The organism is Variovorax pasteuri (assembly GCF_051216435.1).
Lineage (GTDB): Bacteria > Pseudomonadota > Gammaproteobacteria > Burkholderiales > Burkholderiaceae_C > Variovorax.
The window spans coordinates 392,567-407,038 of sequence record NZ_JBPJZS010000004.1; the positions used below are offsets into that span (position 1 = coordinate 392,567).

Annotated in this window: 15 protein-coding genes; 9 read left to right on the forward strand and 6 right to left on the reverse strand. The window is 69.2% G+C overall.

The window, feature by feature from the left end:
- Positions 1-6 precede the first annotated feature (6 nt).
- A complete protein-coding gene (gene psrA / locus ACSFBM_RS18180; RefSeq protein WP_435485579.1) occupies positions 7-1,092 on the forward strand; it encodes an iron-containing alcohol dehydrogenase PsrA in 1,086 nt (361 codons plus the stop codon).
- A 33-nt stretch (positions 1,093-1,125) separates the two neighbouring features.
- Complete coding sequence (gene phnX, locus ACSFBM_RS18185; protein WP_435485580.1) at positions 1,126-1,980, forward strand: phosphonoacetaldehyde hydrolase; 855 nt, start codon at positions 1,126-1,128, stop codon at positions 1,978-1,980.
- Between the two features lie 14 nt (positions 1,981-1,994).
- Here phnX and ACSFBM_RS18190 read toward each other — a convergent pair whose 3' ends face one another.
- Positions 1,995-2,858 carry a LysR family transcriptional regulator gene (locus ACSFBM_RS18190; RefSeq protein WP_435485581.1) on the reverse strand — a complete coding sequence of 288 codons (864 nt, stop codon included), beginning with the start codon at positions 2,856-2,858 and terminating at the stop codon, positions 1,995-1,997.
- A 121-nt stretch (positions 2,859-2,979) separates the two neighbouring features.
- Between ACSFBM_RS18190 and ACSFBM_RS18195 the strand changes: the two genes are divergently transcribed.
- The 7 genes from ACSFBM_RS18195 (at position 2,980) to ACSFBM_RS18225 (ending at position 9,556) form a co-directional block, all read left to right on the forward strand.
- Entirely contained in the window at positions 2,980-3,585 is a 606-nt protein-coding gene (locus ACSFBM_RS18195) for a short chain dehydrogenase (RefSeq protein WP_435485744.1), read from the forward strand.
- Positions 3,582-4,565 carry an SMP-30/gluconolactonase/LRE family protein gene (locus ACSFBM_RS18200; protein ID WP_435485582.1) on the forward strand — a complete coding sequence of 328 codons (984 nt, stop codon included), beginning with the start codon at positions 3,582-3,584 and terminating at the stop codon, positions 4,563-4,565. The genes ACSFBM_RS18195 and ACSFBM_RS18200 overlap by 4 nt, the downstream gene beginning before the upstream one ends.
- Positions 4,566-4,596: 31 nt before the next feature.
- Positions 4,597-4,887 carry a YciI family protein gene (locus ACSFBM_RS18205; protein WP_435485583.1) on the forward strand — a complete coding sequence of 97 codons (291 nt, stop codon included), beginning with the start codon at positions 4,597-4,599 and terminating at the stop codon, positions 4,885-4,887.
- 93 nt (positions 4,888-4,980) lie between these two features.
- A complete protein-coding gene (gene guaD, locus ACSFBM_RS18210) occupies positions 4,981-6,267 on the forward strand; it encodes a guanine deaminase (RefSeq protein WP_435485584.1) in 1,287 nt (428 codons plus the stop codon).
- Positions 6,268-6,356: 89 nt separating this feature from the next.
- Complete coding sequence (gene dcd, locus ACSFBM_RS18215) at positions 6,357-6,923, forward strand: dCTP deaminase (protein WP_018905384.1); 567 nt, start codon at positions 6,357-6,359, stop codon at positions 6,921-6,923.
- 111 nt (positions 6,924-7,034) lie between these two features.
- A complete protein-coding gene (gene ypfJ / locus ACSFBM_RS18220; protein WP_435485585.1) occupies positions 7,035-7,949 on the forward strand; it encodes a KPN_02809 family neutral zinc metallopeptidase in 915 nt (304 codons plus the stop codon).
- A 131-nt stretch (positions 7,950-8,080) separates the two neighbouring features.
- The gene (locus tag ACSFBM_RS18225) at positions 8,081-9,556 is read left to right on the forward strand and encodes a DEAD/DEAH box helicase (protein ID WP_435485586.1); all 1,476 of its coding nucleotides are present in this window, start codon (positions 8,081-8,083) and stop codon (positions 9,554-9,556) included.
- A 42-nt stretch (positions 9,557-9,598) separates the two neighbouring features.
- Here the strand turns inward: ACSFBM_RS18225 and ACSFBM_RS18230 are convergent, their stop codons facing one another.
- From ACSFBM_RS18230 to ACSFBM_RS18250, 5 genes are all read right to left on the reverse strand, one after another.
- The gene (locus ACSFBM_RS18230) at positions 9,599-9,820 is read right to left on the reverse strand and encodes a hypothetical protein (RefSeq protein ID WP_435485587.1); all 222 of its coding nucleotides are present in this window, start codon (positions 9,818-9,820) and stop codon (positions 9,599-9,601) included.
- Positions 9,821-9,970: 150 nt separating this feature from the next.
- Positions 9,971-11,593 carry a rhodanese-related sulfurtransferase gene (locus ACSFBM_RS18235; RefSeq protein WP_435485588.1) on the reverse strand — a complete coding sequence of 541 codons (1,623 nt, stop codon included), beginning with the start codon at positions 11,591-11,593 and terminating at the stop codon, positions 9,971-9,973.
- Positions 11,590-12,207 carry a cysteine dioxygenase family protein gene (locus ACSFBM_RS18240; RefSeq protein ID WP_435485589.1) on the reverse strand — a complete coding sequence of 206 codons (618 nt, stop codon included), beginning with the start codon at positions 12,205-12,207 and terminating at the stop codon, positions 11,590-11,592. The genes ACSFBM_RS18235 and ACSFBM_RS18240 overlap by 4 nt, the downstream gene beginning before the upstream one ends.
- Positions 12,204-13,184, reverse strand: a complete 981-nt coding sequence (locus ACSFBM_RS18245) for an ABC transporter substrate-binding protein (RefSeq protein ID WP_435485590.1) — start codon at positions 13,182-13,184, stop codon at positions 12,204-12,206. The genes ACSFBM_RS18240 and ACSFBM_RS18245 overlap by 4 nt, the downstream gene beginning before the upstream one ends.
- A complete protein-coding gene (locus tag ACSFBM_RS18250; protein WP_435485591.1) occupies positions 13,181-14,413 on the reverse strand; it encodes an acyl-CoA dehydrogenase family protein in 1,233 nt (410 codons plus the stop codon). The genes ACSFBM_RS18245 and ACSFBM_RS18250 overlap by 4 nt, the downstream gene beginning before the upstream one ends.
- Positions 14,414-14,472: the final 59 nt, after the last annotated feature.

Consider the following 14,472-nt stretch of genomic DNA (forward strand, 5'->3'; position numbering starts at 1 on the left):
ACAACCATGTGGACTTGCTACAACCCCGTCGACGTGCACGCCGGCTGCGGCTCGCTGCAGGCACTGCCCCGGCTGCTGGGCCAGCGCCGCGCGATCCTCGTTGCGTTTCCCGAGGCGATGGCGCTCGGGCTCGTCGACCGCATCCGCGGCTTGCTGGGCGAGCGGCTCGCCGCGGTCGAGACCGACGTGCGCCCCAACCCCGATGTCGCATGGCTCGGCCCGATGTACGAGCGCCTGTGGCGCGACCACGCGGACGTCGACTGCGTGATCGCGCTCGGCGGCGGCAGCGTGATCGACTGCGCCAAGGTCATGCTCACGCGCACGACCACCGGCCGCTTCGACGAACTGCTGGCGCTGATGGAGGGCGCCGAGCCCGCATCGGGCGGGCGGCATCGCCAACTGCTGGCCGTTCCGACCACGGCCGGCACCGGCAGCGAGGTGACGCCGTGGGCCACCGTGTGGGACCAGACGCGCGCACGCAAGCTGTCGCTCCACCTGCCATGGACCTGGCCGCAGGCGGCCATCGTCGATGCCGACCTGATGCTGAGCCTGCCGCGAGCGGCCACCCTGGCCAGCGGCCTCGATGCGCTGTCGCACGCGCTCGAATCGCTGTGGAACGTGCACCGCAATCCGGTGTCCGCCAGCCTGGCGGTCAGCGCGGCGCGCAGCATCATCGCGACGCTGCCGCAACTGCTGGCGCAACCGGATCGGGCCGAACTGCGCGAACGGCTTGCCACCGCGGCATTGCAGGCTGGCCTGGCCTTTTCCAACACACGCACTGCGCTCGCACATTCGCTGTCGTACGACATCACGCTGCAGCACGGCACGCCGCACGGCATTGCCTGCTCGTTCAGCCTGCCGCGAATCATGAAGCTCGCGGCGGGGCGCGACGCGGTGCTTGACGCGCTCCTGCTGTCGATCTTCGATGCAGGCCGCATCGACGAAGCCGTCGCTTCTCTTTCGGCGTTTCTTGAAGGCCTGGGCGTCAGCGTCGATCCCGTGAGCTACGGCATTGCCGAAGCGGACTGGAGCGATCGCATCGCGCAGGCCCTGGCGGGGGCGCGCGGTCGCAATTTCATTGCCGCGCCTTGAACATTCAACCTCCACACCCCTTGCACTGACACCATGAACACATCGTCGACCCACCCCCCTTTGCCATCGCACCGGCTCCAGGCCGTCATCTTCGACTGGGCCGGCACCCTGGTGGACTTCGGTTCGCTGGCCCCCACGCAGATCTTCGTGGAATCGTTCGCGAGCTTCGGCATCGAGATCAGCTTGGCCCAGGCGCGCGGGCCCATGGGGCTTTCCAAGCGGGACCACATCCGTACCCTGCTGGAAGAGCCCGCCATCAGCGCCCAGTGGCAGGCACGCTTCGGCGCGCTGCCCGGCGCGGGCGACATCGATGCGCTGTACGAGCGCTTCATGCCCATGCAGATCGAGAAGGTGGGCGCCTATTCGAAGCCCATTCCGGGCGCCATCGAGACGCTGGCCTGGCTGCGGGCGCAGGGCCTGAAGATCGGCTCGTGCTCGGGCTACCCGCGTCAGGTGCTCGATGTGCTGCTGCCGCTGGCCGCCAAGGCCGGCATCGCGCCCGACCATGTGGTGGCGGGCGACGAGCTTGCCGCCGGCGGCCGCCCCGGGCCCTACATGGCGCTGGCCAACGTGCTCGCCCTGCGGGTGAGCGACGTGCGTGCCTGCGTCAAGGTCGACGACACCACGCCCGGCATCGAGGAAGGCCGCAATGCGGGCATGTGGTGCGTGGGGCTGACGCTGTCGGGCAACGAAGTCGGCCTGACCGAGGACGCGCTCGGCCGGCTCGCGCCGACGGAAGTGGCCGAACGCCGCCAGGTGGCGGAGCACCGGTTGCGCGCCGCCGGTGCGCATTTCGTCATCGACAGCGTGGCCGACCTGCCGCGCGTGATGCACGAGATTGCCCGGCGCCATGACGGGGCGTGCCCGTCCGACATGCCTGCGGCCTGACGCCGGCTGCCCGTTCAGCCCAGGCGCTCGACGACGAAGTCCACGAAGGTGCGCAGCTTGGCGCTGGGTCGCGCCTCGGGCAATCGCGTGATGTACACCTGCCGCGTGGGCAGTTCCCATTCCGGCAACAGCTGCACCACCTGGCCCGATGCCAGCGCGGGTCCGAGCAGCGCATCGGCCTGCACGATCACGCCCACGCCGGCCGTGGCCGCGGCCAGCAGTGCCTGGCCGTTGTTGGTGGTGAACGGGCCGCGCACCGGCACATGCACGGTCTGGCCGTCGCGCGTGAAGCGCCATGCGTGGTTCGCTCCCCAGGCCGCGAAGCCCAGCAGCGGGAAGGCTTCCAGGTCGCTCGGGTGCGCCGGCAGGCCGTGGCGCGCGACCCATGCGGGGCTGGCCACGGCGAACATGCGCGCCAGCGCGAGCGGCCGGGCGACGAGGTTCGCATCGACCGCGGCGCCCGAGCGGATGCCGCAGTCGAAGCCTTCCTCTGCGAGATCGACGACGCGGTCGTTCAGGCTCAGGTCCACCTTCACCTGCGGATAGGCGGTGATGTACGCGCCGATCACCGGCGTGAGCCGGTGCGCGCCATAGGCCACCGGCGCCGTGACGCGCAACACACCCTGCGGCATGGCGCGCAGCGATTCGGCCACGCCGTCGGCCGTGTGCACGCTGGCGAGCACGTCGCGGCAGCGCTCCAGGTAGGCGGCACCGATCTCCGTGAGCGCGTGGCGGCGCGTGGTGCGCTCCAGCAGGCGCGCGCCCAGTTGTTCTTCGAGCGCGCGGATGTGCTTGCCCACCATCACGGCCGAGAGATCGAGCGCCTCGGCCGCAGCCGCGAAGCTGCCCGCGTCGACCGTGGCGACGAAGACTTCCATGGCGCGCAACTTGTCCATATTGAGAACCCAGAGTTTCGAATTGCCGAACCGGATGGCAATTTATCAAACTAATGATTCGCAAAACAATGGACCTTCCTTATTTCATCCAGCGGGGTTTTCCATGAAGGTTCTTGTTGTTGGCGCCACGGGCGCAGTGGGCAGCGCGGTGGCGCAGGCGCTGGCCGAACGCGGTCATGACGTGTTGCGCGCGGGCCGCACGCGCGGTGACCTGCAGGTCGACATCACGAGCGATGCGAGCGTCGAGGCGTTGTATGCGGCGGTGGGGCGCGTCGATGCGATCGTGTCTGCGGCCGGCGGTCTTTTCTTCGGGCCGGTTTCGACAATGCGGCCGGCCGACTTCAACATCGGCCTGCAGGACAAGTTGCTGGGCCAGGTGCGGCTCGCGTTGCTGGGCCAGCATGTGCTGGCCGATGGCGGCTCGATCACGCTGACCACGGGCGTAGCGGCCGAAGACCCGGTTCGCGGGGGCAGCAATGCGGCGGCGGTGAATGCGGCGGTCGAGGGCTTCGTGAAAGGCGCGGCGATCGAGTTGCCGCGCGGCCTGCGCATCAATGCGGTGAGTCCGACGCTGCTGACCGAATCGTTGGCCGCGTATGGCGCGCTCTTTCCGGGCGTCGAAACCGTACCGGCTGCGCGCGCGGCGCTGGCCTATGTGCGCAGCATCGAAGGCCCGCTGACGGGGCGAGTGTTTCGCGTATGGCAATGAGCAGGCGCACACGACTGGCCGGCGCGCTGCTCGCGCTTGCCGCGACGGCGGCCACTGCCGCACCCCCCGCCACACAGGCGCTGCCCGAGGACTGGTATCCGGAGAGCGTGGCCATCGGGGCGGACGGTTCGTTCTATGTCGGCAGCTGGCGCCAGGGCGCGGTCGCGCGGCTGAAGCCCGGCGTTGCGCCCAAGGCCGAAGTGCTCGTGAAGCCCGGCGCCAACGGCCTTGCGAACGGGCAGGGCGTGCTGGTCGATGCGAAGCATCAGGCCCTGTGGGTCTGCTCGGGCACCAGCGGCTTCACCACGGTGCCGCAGACGCCGAGCGCGCTCAAGCGCTACGACCTGGCCACGGGCGCGCCGCGCGCGAGCTATGCGATGCCCGACGAGGGCTACTGCAACGACATGGCGCAGGACGCGGCCGGCAACATCTACGTGACCGACTCCTACCACCCGCGCGTGCTGCGGCTCGCGCCGGGGGCCACCGCGCTCACGGTCTGGAAGGAAGACCCGGCGCTGGGCGGCCCCGGCCCCTACAAGGGACTGAACGGCATTGCCATCGATGGCGGGCGCAAGGTCTATGTGAGCCTGGTGGCCGCGGCGTCCTATCTGCTGCGCATCGATCTGGGCGCAGACGGGCAGGCCGGCGAGCTCACGCGCATCGAGGCGCCGCGCGTGATGAAGAACGTGGATGCCATCCGCGCCTGGAAGCCCGGCCGGCTCGTGCTGTTCGAAAGCAATGCCTTCGGCGACGGGCCTTACGGCGGGCAGGTCACGGTGGCGCGCGTCGGCGGCGCGAAGCTGGCCCTGCAGACCGTGGTGACGGGGCTCAACGATCCGTCATCGGGCGCCGTGCGGGGCGACCGCGTCTATTTCATCGAGTCGAAGTACGGGCTGCTGACCAAGCGCAAGGAGGGCGACGGTCCGGTGCCGACCGGCGTGCCCTTCGACATCCAGTCGCACGCGTTGCCGCGCGACTGAAGCCTCAACTTTTTTCAAAGGAGATCGCACCATGCTTTTGTTGATCGTCAGCTACATCAAGGCGCCCGCGCAGGTCGAGCCGCATATCAAGTCGCACGGCGAGTGGGTCGCGCACCATCTGGAGGAGGGGAACTTCCTCTTTGCAGGGCCGAAGAAGAGCGGGCTTGGCGGTGTGATCGGCGCGAAGAACATCGACAAGCCGGCGCTGCTGCAGATCCTCGCGGAGGACTCGTACGTGAAGGCCGACGTCGCGGAGTACCAGATCGTCGATGTCGATTTCAAGGCCGCGGCGGCCGGTTTCGAGGCGCTGAAGGGCGTGTAGCGAAGAGCCCGGGGCAGTGAGTGCGTTCGTATAGCACTCATATGCGCATGGAAATTGCGATGCGCCGGGGCTGCATTACCCTCCGCATCCACGATGAAAAAAGCCTACCGCGCCTCCCTCCTGCGATTCGACGCCGCCGGCCAGCCCGTTTTCGATGAAGACGGCCTGCTGGTGGTCGCCCCCGACAGCACTGGCCGCCAGCGGGTGCTCGATGCCGGCAGCCACGCCGCCGTCGCGCCGCGCCACACGGACGCCGAAACGACCCACCTGCCCGGGCGCATCCTCGCGCCGGGTTTCGTGGACATGCACATCCACTTTCCGCAGACCGACATCATCGGCTCGCCCTCGCCGGGGCTGCTGCCCTGGCTCGAGAACTACACCTTTCCCGCTGAAGCCAGGTTCGCCGACCCCGCGCATTCGAACGAAGTGGCCGATGTCTTCTTCGACGAGCTGCTGCGCAACGGCGTCACGACCTCTCTGACCTTTGCAACGTCGCACGTGGCTTCGGTCGACGCCTTCTTCGAGGGGGCGCAGCGCCGCGGCCTGCGCATGATCACTGGCAAGGTGCTGCAGGACCGCAACTCGCCCGACGGCGTGCGCGACCAGACCGAGCAGAGCCTGCTCGACACCGAGGCGCTGATCCGCAAGTGGCACAACGTCGACCGGCTGGGCTACGCCATCACGCCGCGCTTCGCGCCCGCGAGCACCGACGCGCAGATGCGCGGCGCGGGCGAGCTGGCCGCCAAGTACGCCGACACCTGGATCCAGTCGCACGTGGCGGAAAACCGCGACGAGGTGGCGTGGGTGCGCGAGCTGTACCCGCAGTCGCGCTCCTACCTGGACGTGTACGCCGGCTTCGGCCTGATGCGCGAGCGCGCGGTGTACGCCCATTGCATCTACCTGGACGACACCGACCGCGCCCTGCTGCGCGACACCGGGACGGCGGCGGCCGTCAGCCCGACCAGCAACCTGTTCCTGGGCAGCGGCTTCTTCGACTTCGGCGCGGCCGACCGCGTGGGCTACCCCTACGGGCTGGCCAGCGACGTGGGCGGCGGCACCAGCTTCAGCCCGTTCCACACCATGATGGCCGCCTACTACGTGGGCCGCGAAGGGCAGACCAAGGCCGGCCTGAGCATCGCGCCCTCCGAACTCTGGTGGCGCCACACCGGCGGCGCGGCGCGTGCGCTGGGGCTCGACGGCGTGGTCGGCAACCTGCAGCCGGGCTGCGAGGCCGACTTCCTGGTGCTGAACCCGGGCGCCACGCCGCTGCTGGCGCGCAAGACAAAGCTGGCGAACACGCTGGAGGAAATGCTCTTCGCCATGATCGTGCTGGGCGACGACCGGCTGGTAGAGCGCACGGTGATTTCGCAGGCGGCGTAGCCCGGGCGGGCTGGGGGAGAGGTGGCGGTGCGGCGGTGGCGCATGCCACAATTCGCGCCATTCTTCCCCCGTATCAGCAGCGACCGCATATGAGCATCAAGAGCGACAAATGGATCCGGCGCATGGCCGAGCAGACCGGCATGATCGAGCCCTTCGAGCCCGGCCAGGTCCGCGAGGCCGCCGGCCACAAGATCATCAGCTACGGCACCTCGAGCTACGGCTACGACATCCGGTGCGCGCCTGAATTCAAGGTGTTCACCAACATCCACAGCACGGTGGTCGACCCGAAGAACTTCGACGAGAAGAGCTTCGTCGACATGCACGGCGACTACTGCATCATCCCGCCCAACAGCTTCGCGCTGGCGCGCACCGTGGAGTACTTCCGCATTCCGCGCAACGTGCTGACCATCTGCCTGGGCAAGAGCACGTATGCGCGCTGCGGCATCATCGTCAACGTGACGCCCTTCGAGCCCGAATGGGAAGGCTACGTGACGCTGGAGTTCAGCAACACCACGCCGCTGCCCGCCAAGATCTACGCGGGCGAAGGCTGCGCGCAGGTGCTGTTCTTCGAGAGCGACGAGGTCTGCGAGACCAGCTACAAGGACCGCGGCGGCAAGTACCAGGGCCAGCGCGGCGTCACATTGCCGAAAACCTGACGCAACCCCGGGCCGGGCGCTGACGCCCGGTTACCCCGCGAGGCGCGGCGCCAAGTACCATCCTGCGAACGCCGGCAAATACTCCTGCAATAAGCCGGCAAGGAGCGCGCGATGAGATGGGAAGGCAATGATCAATCGGACAACGTCGAGGACCGTCGCGGCGAGGGCGGCGGCGGCGGCGGCGGCGGTGGCGGTGGCGGTGGCGGTGGCGGCAGCTTCTTCGGCGGTCGCAGCATCGGCATCGGCACCATCGCGGTCGCGCTGATCGCGGGCTGGGTCTTCGGCATCAACCCGCTCACGGTGCTGAGCCTGCTGAGCGGCGGCGGTGGCCCCGCCCAGGTGCAGCAACAACAGCAGGGTCCGGCGCCCAAGCCACCCTCCGGCGATCGCGAGGCGGCTTTCGTCTCGACGGTGCTCAAGAACACCGAAGTGGTGTGGACGGACATCTTCAAGAACAACGGCGGCACGTACCATGCGCCGCGCCTCGTGCTGTTCCGCAACGCCACGCCCACTGCCTGCGGCACAGGGCAATCGGCGATGGGACCGTTCTACTGCCCGGGCGACCAGAAGGTCTACATCGACCTGGCTTTCTACGACACGCTGAAGAACCAGCTCGGCGCGCCGGGCGAGTTCGCGCAGGCCTACGTCATTGCGCACGAGGTCGGCCATCACGTGCAGGACGAACTGGGTATCACCGCCAAGGTCGACGGCATGCGTAGCCGCCTGAGCCAGACGCAGAACAACGCGATGAGCGTGCGCGTGGAGCTGCAGGCCGACTGTTTCGCCGGCGTGTGGGCTCACCATTCGCAGGAATCGAAGAAGTGGCTGGACCCGGGCGACATCGAGGCCGCGATGAACGCCGCGCAGAAGATCGGCGACGACGCATTGCAGCGTTCCGCGGGTCGCGCGGTGGTGCCCGACAGCTTCACCCACGGCAGCAGCGCGCAGCGCCAACGGTGGTTCGGCGCGGGCTACCAGGGCGGCGACATCAAGGCCTGCGACACCTTCAATGCACGCAGCCTTTGAGTTGAATGCGCTTGAGACGCGCGTAAATGCTGATTTCGTCGCTATCAAATAAATAGCAATTCCGCTGACGCGGGCGTTGTCATGGCGCCGTCACTGCCGTTTTTTGCGGCAATGCGACAATAGAAGGCTTAATGACAAGCTCCTTCTCCAATCTAATGCTGGCGGAACCGCTGGCGCGCGCCGTGGCCGAAATGGGCTACGAGACCATGACACCCATCCAGGAGCAGGCCATTCCGGTCGTGCTTTCGGGCCAGGATGTGATGGGCGCCGCCCAGACCGGCACCGGCAAGACGGCCGCGTTCTCGCTCCCGTTGCTCCAGCGCATGCTCAAGCACGAAAACGCCTCGACCTCGCCCGCGCGGCATCCGGTCCGGGCCCTGGTGCTGTTGCCCACGCGTGAACTGGCCGACCAGGTTGCGCAGCAGGTCAAGCTGTACGCCAAGTACACCAACCTGCGCAGCGCGGTCGTGTTCGGCGGCATCGACATGAAACCGCAGACGCTGGAACTCAAGAAGGGCGTCGAAGTGCTGGTCGCCACGCCGGGCCGGCTGCTCGATCACATCGAAGCCAAGAACGCGGTGCTCAACCAGGTCGAGTACGTGGTGCTCGACGAGGCCGACCGCATGCTGGACATCGGCTTCCTGCCCGACCTGCAGCGCATCCTGAGCTTCCTGCCCAAGCAGCGCACCACGCTGCTGTTCTCGGCCACCTTCTCGCCCGAAATCAAGCGCCTGGCCGGCAGCTACCTGCAGAACCCCGTGACGATCGAAGTGGCGCGGCCGAACGAAACGGCCTCCACCGTCGAGCAGCGTTTCTTCAGCGTGAGCGACGACGACAAGCGCCGCGCGCTCACGCAGATCGTGAAGCAACGCGGCATCACGCAGGCCTTCGTGTTCGTCAACAGCAAGCTCGGTTGTGCGCGCCTGGCGCGTTCGCTCGAACGCGACGGCCACCGCACCACCGCGCTGCACGGCGACAAGAGCCAGGACGAACGCCTGAAGGCGCTCGCCTCGTTCAAGGCCGGTGAAGTCGACCTGCTGGTGTGCACCGACGTTGCGGCCCGCGGCCTCGACATCAAGGATGTGCCGGCCGTCTTCAACTTCGACATTCCGTTCAACGCCGAAGACTACGTGCACCGCATCGGCCGCACGGGCCGTGCCGGCGCCTCGGGCCTGGCCGTGAGCTTTGCCAGCGGCGGCAACGACGCGCGCCTGGTGGCCGACATCGAGAAGCTGATCAAGAAGAAGATCGAGCTCGAACCCGTCGAGTTCGAGGAAGACCGCCCGCGCGGCCGCATCAACGACGGACGCCGCCACTGGCGCGAAGAAGGCGAAGCCGGCGACGCACGCGACGTGCTCGACCAGCCGCGCGAACGCAGCCCCGCCCTGAGCGGCGGCGGTGACGCCCGACGCGGCGGCGGACGCCCGCACCGCGCGCCGTCCGCATCGCGCGATCCGTTCTTCGACAAGCCTTACGAGCCCGGTGCGCCTGACGCGACCCCGGCGTGGGAAGCCTCCGCAAAGACCGGCCCCGCACGAGGTGTGTCGAGCAACATCAAGAGCAAGCGCAAGGTGGCGGCGCTGTTCAAGAGCGCCGAGCCGAGCTGACCCGATTGAACTGCGGCGTTTGATGCGCCGCGGTTCAGTCGATCACCTCCACCCGCGGTGCCAGCCGTATTGCGGGTGATGCCAGCCCCAGCCATAGCGCGGGTGGTAGGCCCACACGAACCCGACGCCCGGTGACACATAGGTTGGCGCAACGTAAGCCACACCGGGCGGCGCTGCGTAGACGGGTTGAGCCGGTGCAACCACGCAACCGGTCAGGGCGACTGCCAGCGTGGCGGCAGACAAGGCAAGAACAGGGAATTTCATGGCGAAGGTCCTGGGAGTTGTTGTCGGTATGCACAACCAACGCCCCGCCGCTTCGCCGGATGACGGCCCCGTCCCCCTTTACCCGGGCGCAACAGTGTCACCGTCCTGTTGTCATCCTTTCAAGCCGCTTTCGCTCCTGTTGCCTGCCTGTCAGACGACGTTGAAGTGATGCGTGCCGTCGCGCCCGAGTTGCGCGACCAGGCCGTATTCCCAGTCCAGGTAAGCCTGCATCGCTTCAGCGGGCGCATCCGTGCCTTCGTAGGGGCGACGGTAGCGATCGGTGCGCGGCGTGCCGAGGCGCGTCTCACCGGTCTGCGCTTCGAGGCCTGCGGCAAACCATGCCGTGTTGCCGCCGGTGAGCACCAGCACCTGCGCATCGGCCTTGCCGCGCGCATCGAGCAAGGCCCGCAGGTCCGCGGCGGCGTAGCGCGCGAGCAGGCTGCTGCCGCAGGTCAGCACATAGCGCCGTGAGGGTGGGATGACCGCGTCGATCGCGCCCGCCAGTTGCGCGCGAATCGCATACCAGGCGCCCGGAATGTGCCGCTTCACGTAGTTGGCGCTGGTGGTCACGTCGATCACTGCCGTGCCGGGTTGATTCAGCAGCGCGGCAAGCTCCACGGGCGTGATGTCCGCGAACACCGGGGCGACCGGCGGATGCTCCGCAGCAGGCGCCGCCGTCTCGGTGAAATCGGCCACCGTCGGCACGGCGTCCGGCACATACACCTCCCACCCCATCTGCGCGAGCCACGACGCGCTCATCGACGCGCGCACGCCGTCGTCGTCCGCCAGCACGATGCGCGCGCCGCGCACCGGCACCTGGTGGTCGGTCTCCTGCACCAGCTGCCCGCCGGGCGCGCTGGCAAAGCCGGGCAGGTGGCCCGCCGCGTATTCCTCGGGCGTGCGCACGTCGAAGCGGTATACGGTGCGTCCGGGGGCTTCGAGCGTCTGCAGCGCATCGAGCGCGATGCGCCGCACGCCGGCCAGGTTTGCCACGCGGCGCGCATCGGCCTGCGCCTGCGCACGGTGCGCGTCGGACACTGCCGCCGGGGCTTGCCGATCGGCCCCGTGGTCCAGCGCCTGCCCCGCCAGCTTCCAGCCGATCGTGCCGTTGCGCAGCGCGGCCACCGGGTTCGGAATGCCCGCGTTCACCAGCGACTGCGTGCCGATGATGCTGCGCGTGCGGCCCGCGCAGTTGACGATCACCTGCGTCTTCGGGTCGGGCGCCAGCTCGCGCACCCGCAGCACCAGCTCCGCGCCGGGCACGCTGGTGGCCGAGGGAATGCTCATCGTCTGGTATTCGTCGAAGCGGCGCGCATCGAGCACCACCACGTCGGCCTTGGCGTCGACCAGGGCCTTCACCTCGGGCGCGGAGAGCGAAGGCGTGTGCCGCTCGTGCTCCACCAGTTCACCGAAGGACTTGCTCGGCACGTTCACGTCGCGGAACAGCTCGCCGCCCGCGTCGCGCCAGCCTTCGAGGCCGTCCTCGAGCAGGTGCACATGGGTGTAGCCCAGCGCGGCGAGCGTCTTCGCCGCCAGCGGTGCGAGATCGACACCGCCGTGCTCGCCATAGAGAACGATCAGCGTGTCGCGCCGCGGAATGCGCCGCCAGGCCTCGATCTCGATGCGCGACAGCGGCAGGTTCGCGGCCCACAGCGGGTGCTCCTGCGCGAACGGGTCTTCCTCGCGCACGTCGAGCAGGGCGGTTTCTTCGCGTGCGATGAGGCGGGCGCGAACCTCGGCGAACGAAAGAACGGGAAAGGTGGCGGTCGTCATGCGGATGTAGAAGCCCTGAGTTCGGCGCTGCGGTCCCACAGGTTGGGCAGCAGCGCGTTGGAGTAGCCGGAGACGAAGGGCTTGCGACCCCCCTGCGTCGGGTAAGTATGCCGCCGCACGGCGCCGATGTTCGCGCCGTACACGTGGATGCTGATCGACACGCGGTCGGCATGCGCGTTGTGCACGCGGTGCAGGTCGCCGACGGTGGGCGACACGGCCTCCACATCGCCCGCGTCGAGCCGCACCGCCTTGCCGTGCGGCTGCGCATGCCCGTTGCCGTCGAGGGCGAAACCCTGGCTGTATTCCGCACCGCGCAGCATGCCGATCAGCCCCCACACCGTGTGGTCGTGCACCGGCGTGGCCTGGCCGGGGCCCCAGACGAAGCTCACGACCGAGAAGCGCTCGGTGCTGTCCGCGTGCAGCAGGAACTGCTGGTAGCGCGCGGGGTCGGGTTGCGCGAAGGCTTCGGGCAGCCAGTTGTCGCGTGCCACCAGCGTGCGCAGCAGCGCGCCGCCTTCGGCCAGGATGCGGGGCTCGTCCGGTGCGCTGTCGAGCAGCCGCCCGAACGCGCCCACGAATTCGCGCAGCGGCGCGACCGACAACGGCCCGCTCACGCCGCGCGCTTCCACACGCTGGTGTCGGTGATCGCGCGCACGTCCACCCGCACCGGCAGGATGCCGTCGCGCGCCGAGCGATCGGCCACCGCCTGCAGCGCGACGATGTCCGCCTCGCTCACCGGCCGGCCCGCCACGGAAGCCCGCGCAGTGATGATGCGCGCCGACGCTATCGGCAGCCGCGTGAGCTGGCTGTAGGCCTGCGCATAGGCCTCGGGGTTGGCCAGCGCCCAGTCGCCCGCGCGGCCCAGCCGGTCGAGAAACTGCACGATGGCCGCGCGCTTGTCCGGGTCGGCCAGCGAAGGCTCGCTGGCAGTGATGAAGCCCAGCGCGGTGTTGATGCCGCGCCCGTCGCGCAGGATGCGCCCGCCCTGCTGCAGCGCGATCGTGTAATACGGGTCGAACACGGCCCACGCGTCGATCTGCTTCGACGTGAAGGCGGCCGCTGCATCGGTCGGAAGCACGAACTTCACCGTGACCTCGTCGCGCTTCACGCCGGCTTCTTCCAGCGCGCCGTACAGCTGGTACTGCGAGATGCTGCCGCGCGCCGACGAGACGATCACCGTCTTGCCGCGCAGGTCGGCCACGCTGCGCAGCGGCGAATCGGGCTGCACCACGATGCCCAGCGAATCGGCCTTGCCGACGCGCGTGGCGACGATCTTCAGCGGGGTCTTGCCCACGGCCGCGGCCAGCACGGGTAGGTCGCCCGCCACGGCGGTGTCCACGGCCGCGCTGCGTTGCGCCTCGAATAAGGGCGCCGCGCCCTGGAAGTTGGCCCAGCGGTAGGCGAAAGGCGCGCCTTCCAGCGTCCTGGAGGCCTCGAACAGAGAGCGCAGGCCGCCGGCCTGGTCACCGAGCACCAGCGTGGTCTGCGGCTGCGCGAAGGCGCGCAGCGAGGCGGTGGCGGCCAGCGAGAGCGCCGCCCCCTGTTTCAGCCAGGTGCGTCTAGAGGCTCGGGAGAACAGCAGATCGGTCATGCGGCAGCTCCCGAAGACAGCAGCGCGCGCTTGCCCGCCGCCACCAGGATCGCGTCGTTCTGCGGCGTGTGGATGCGGCTGCACAGCACGTCGCGGTAGTGCCGCTCCAGCGGGTTGCTCCGCGTCAGGCCGTGGTTGCCGCTGAGCTGCAGTGCCAGTTCGACCACGCGCACCGCATTGCCGGTGACGGTGTACTTGAGCAGCCCGCTGTCGGCGGCCGCTTGCGCTCGGCCGCTGTCGACTGCAGCGGTCGCATCGTCGATCAGCACGCGGTTGGTCCGCAGCAGCGCCTCGATCTCGCCCACATGCTCCTGCACGCGCGGCAGGCTCGCCAGCGGCGCGCCCAGGCTGCCGGGCGCGCGCTGGTTCAGGAAGCCCACCAGCCAGTCGCGCGCGGACGTGGCCACGGCGTCGTAGAGGCTGCAGAGCAGCACGGTCATCCATGCCTGCTGCGTGGCGTGGGCGTCGATGTCGGTCTGGCTGCCCGCGTCGGGCGCCCAGTCGGCCGGCGCGCGCAGGTCGACCGCATGGTCGAGGCCGATGGCGACGTTCTCGAACACCACCTCGTGGCTGCCCGAGGCGCGCAGGCCCAGGTGGTCCCAGCTGGCGATCACGCGCACGCCGGGGGCGTCGCGCGGCACCAGGAACACGCCAGTGCGCGGCACGGCTTCATCCGTGCGGGCCCATACCGACAGCCAGCTCAGGCCCTCGATGCCGGTGGTGTAGAGCTTGTGGCCATCGATCTTCCAGCCCTCGCCGTCGCGGCGTGCCACGGTGGCCGGCAGGCCGCCGCGCGCGGGCGAGCCCAGAGCGGGCTCCACGCGCAGCGCGTTGATCAGCGCACCGCGTTCCACGGCGTCGCGCGTCACGCGTTCGCGCAGGTGCGGCGGCCAGCGGCTGTCGGGGCGCGTCAGTGCGTGGTGCTGCAGGTAGGTCATCGTGAGGATCAGCGCCGTGGCGGGCTCGCCGCGTGCCACCGCCGCGATCACGCGCCGCGCCGTGGCCAGCGTGGCGCCGCCGCCGCCGTGCTCGGCGGGCGCCACCAGGCCGATGAGCCCGTGCGCCTGCAGCGCCGCGAAGTTCTCGCGGGGAAAGGCGCCGCTGCGGTCGTGGTCGGCCGCGGTGGCGGTGAACTGGGCCGCGAGGCGGGCCAGCACGGTGTCGTCCACTGTGGCGGAGGAGGAGGCTTCGGTCGTGGCCGGCGCGCGGCGCAAGGGGAGTGCACTCATGGTTCCCGCACGGTACCGGCCCCCCCGGCGCCGGAAAACGACGCATCCCGCATATGCAA

Coding starts and splice junctions, on each gene's coding strand:
- psrA (WP_435485579.1), top strand. CDS start 7: ATGTGGACTTGCTACAACCCCGTCGACGTGCACGCCGGCTGCGGCTCG.
- phnX (WP_435485580.1), top strand. CDS start 1,126: ATGAACACATCGTCGACCCACCCCCCTTTGCCATCGCACCGGCTCCAG.
- ACSFBM_RS18190 (WP_435485581.1), bottom strand. CDS start 2,858: ATGGAAGTCTTCGTCGCCACGGTCGACGCGGGCAGCTTCGCGGCTGCG.
- ACSFBM_RS18195 (WP_435485744.1), top strand. CDS start 2,980: ATGAAGGTTCTTGTTGTTGGCGCCACGGGCGCAGTGGGCAGCGCGGTG.
- ACSFBM_RS18200 (WP_435485582.1), top strand. CDS start 3,582: ATGAGCAGGCGCACACGACTGGCCGGCGCGCTGCTCGCGCTTGCCGCG.
- ACSFBM_RS18205 (WP_435485583.1), top strand. CDS start 4,597: ATGCTTTTGTTGATCGTCAGCTACATCAAGGCGCCCGCGCAGGTCGAG.
- guaD (WP_435485584.1), top strand. CDS start 4,981: ATGAAAAAAGCCTACCGCGCCTCCCTCCTGCGATTCGACGCCGCCGGC.
- dcd (WP_018905384.1), top strand. CDS start 6,357: ATGAGCATCAAGAGCGACAAATGGATCCGGCGCATGGCCGAGCAGACC.
- ypfJ (WP_435485585.1), top strand. CDS start 7,035: ATGAGATGGGAAGGCAATGATCAATCGGACAACGTCGAGGACCGTCGC.
- ACSFBM_RS18225 (WP_435485586.1), top strand. CDS start 8,081: ATGACAAGCTCCTTCTCCAATCTAATGCTGGCGGAACCGCTGGCGCGC.
- ACSFBM_RS18230 (WP_435485587.1), bottom strand. CDS start 9,820: ATGAAATTCCCTGTTCTTGCCTTGTCTGCCGCCACGCTGGCAGTCGCC.
- ACSFBM_RS18235 (WP_435485588.1), bottom strand. CDS start 11,593: ATGACGACCGCCACCTTTCCCGTTCTTTCGTTCGCCGAGGTTCGCGCC.
- ACSFBM_RS18245 (WP_435485590.1), bottom strand. CDS start 13,184: ATGACCGATCTGCTGTTCTCCCGAGCCTCTAGACGCACCTGGCTGAAA.
- ACSFBM_RS18250 (WP_435485591.1), bottom strand. CDS start 14,413: ATGAGTGCACTCCCCTTGCGCCGCGCGCCGGCCACGACCGAAGCCTCC.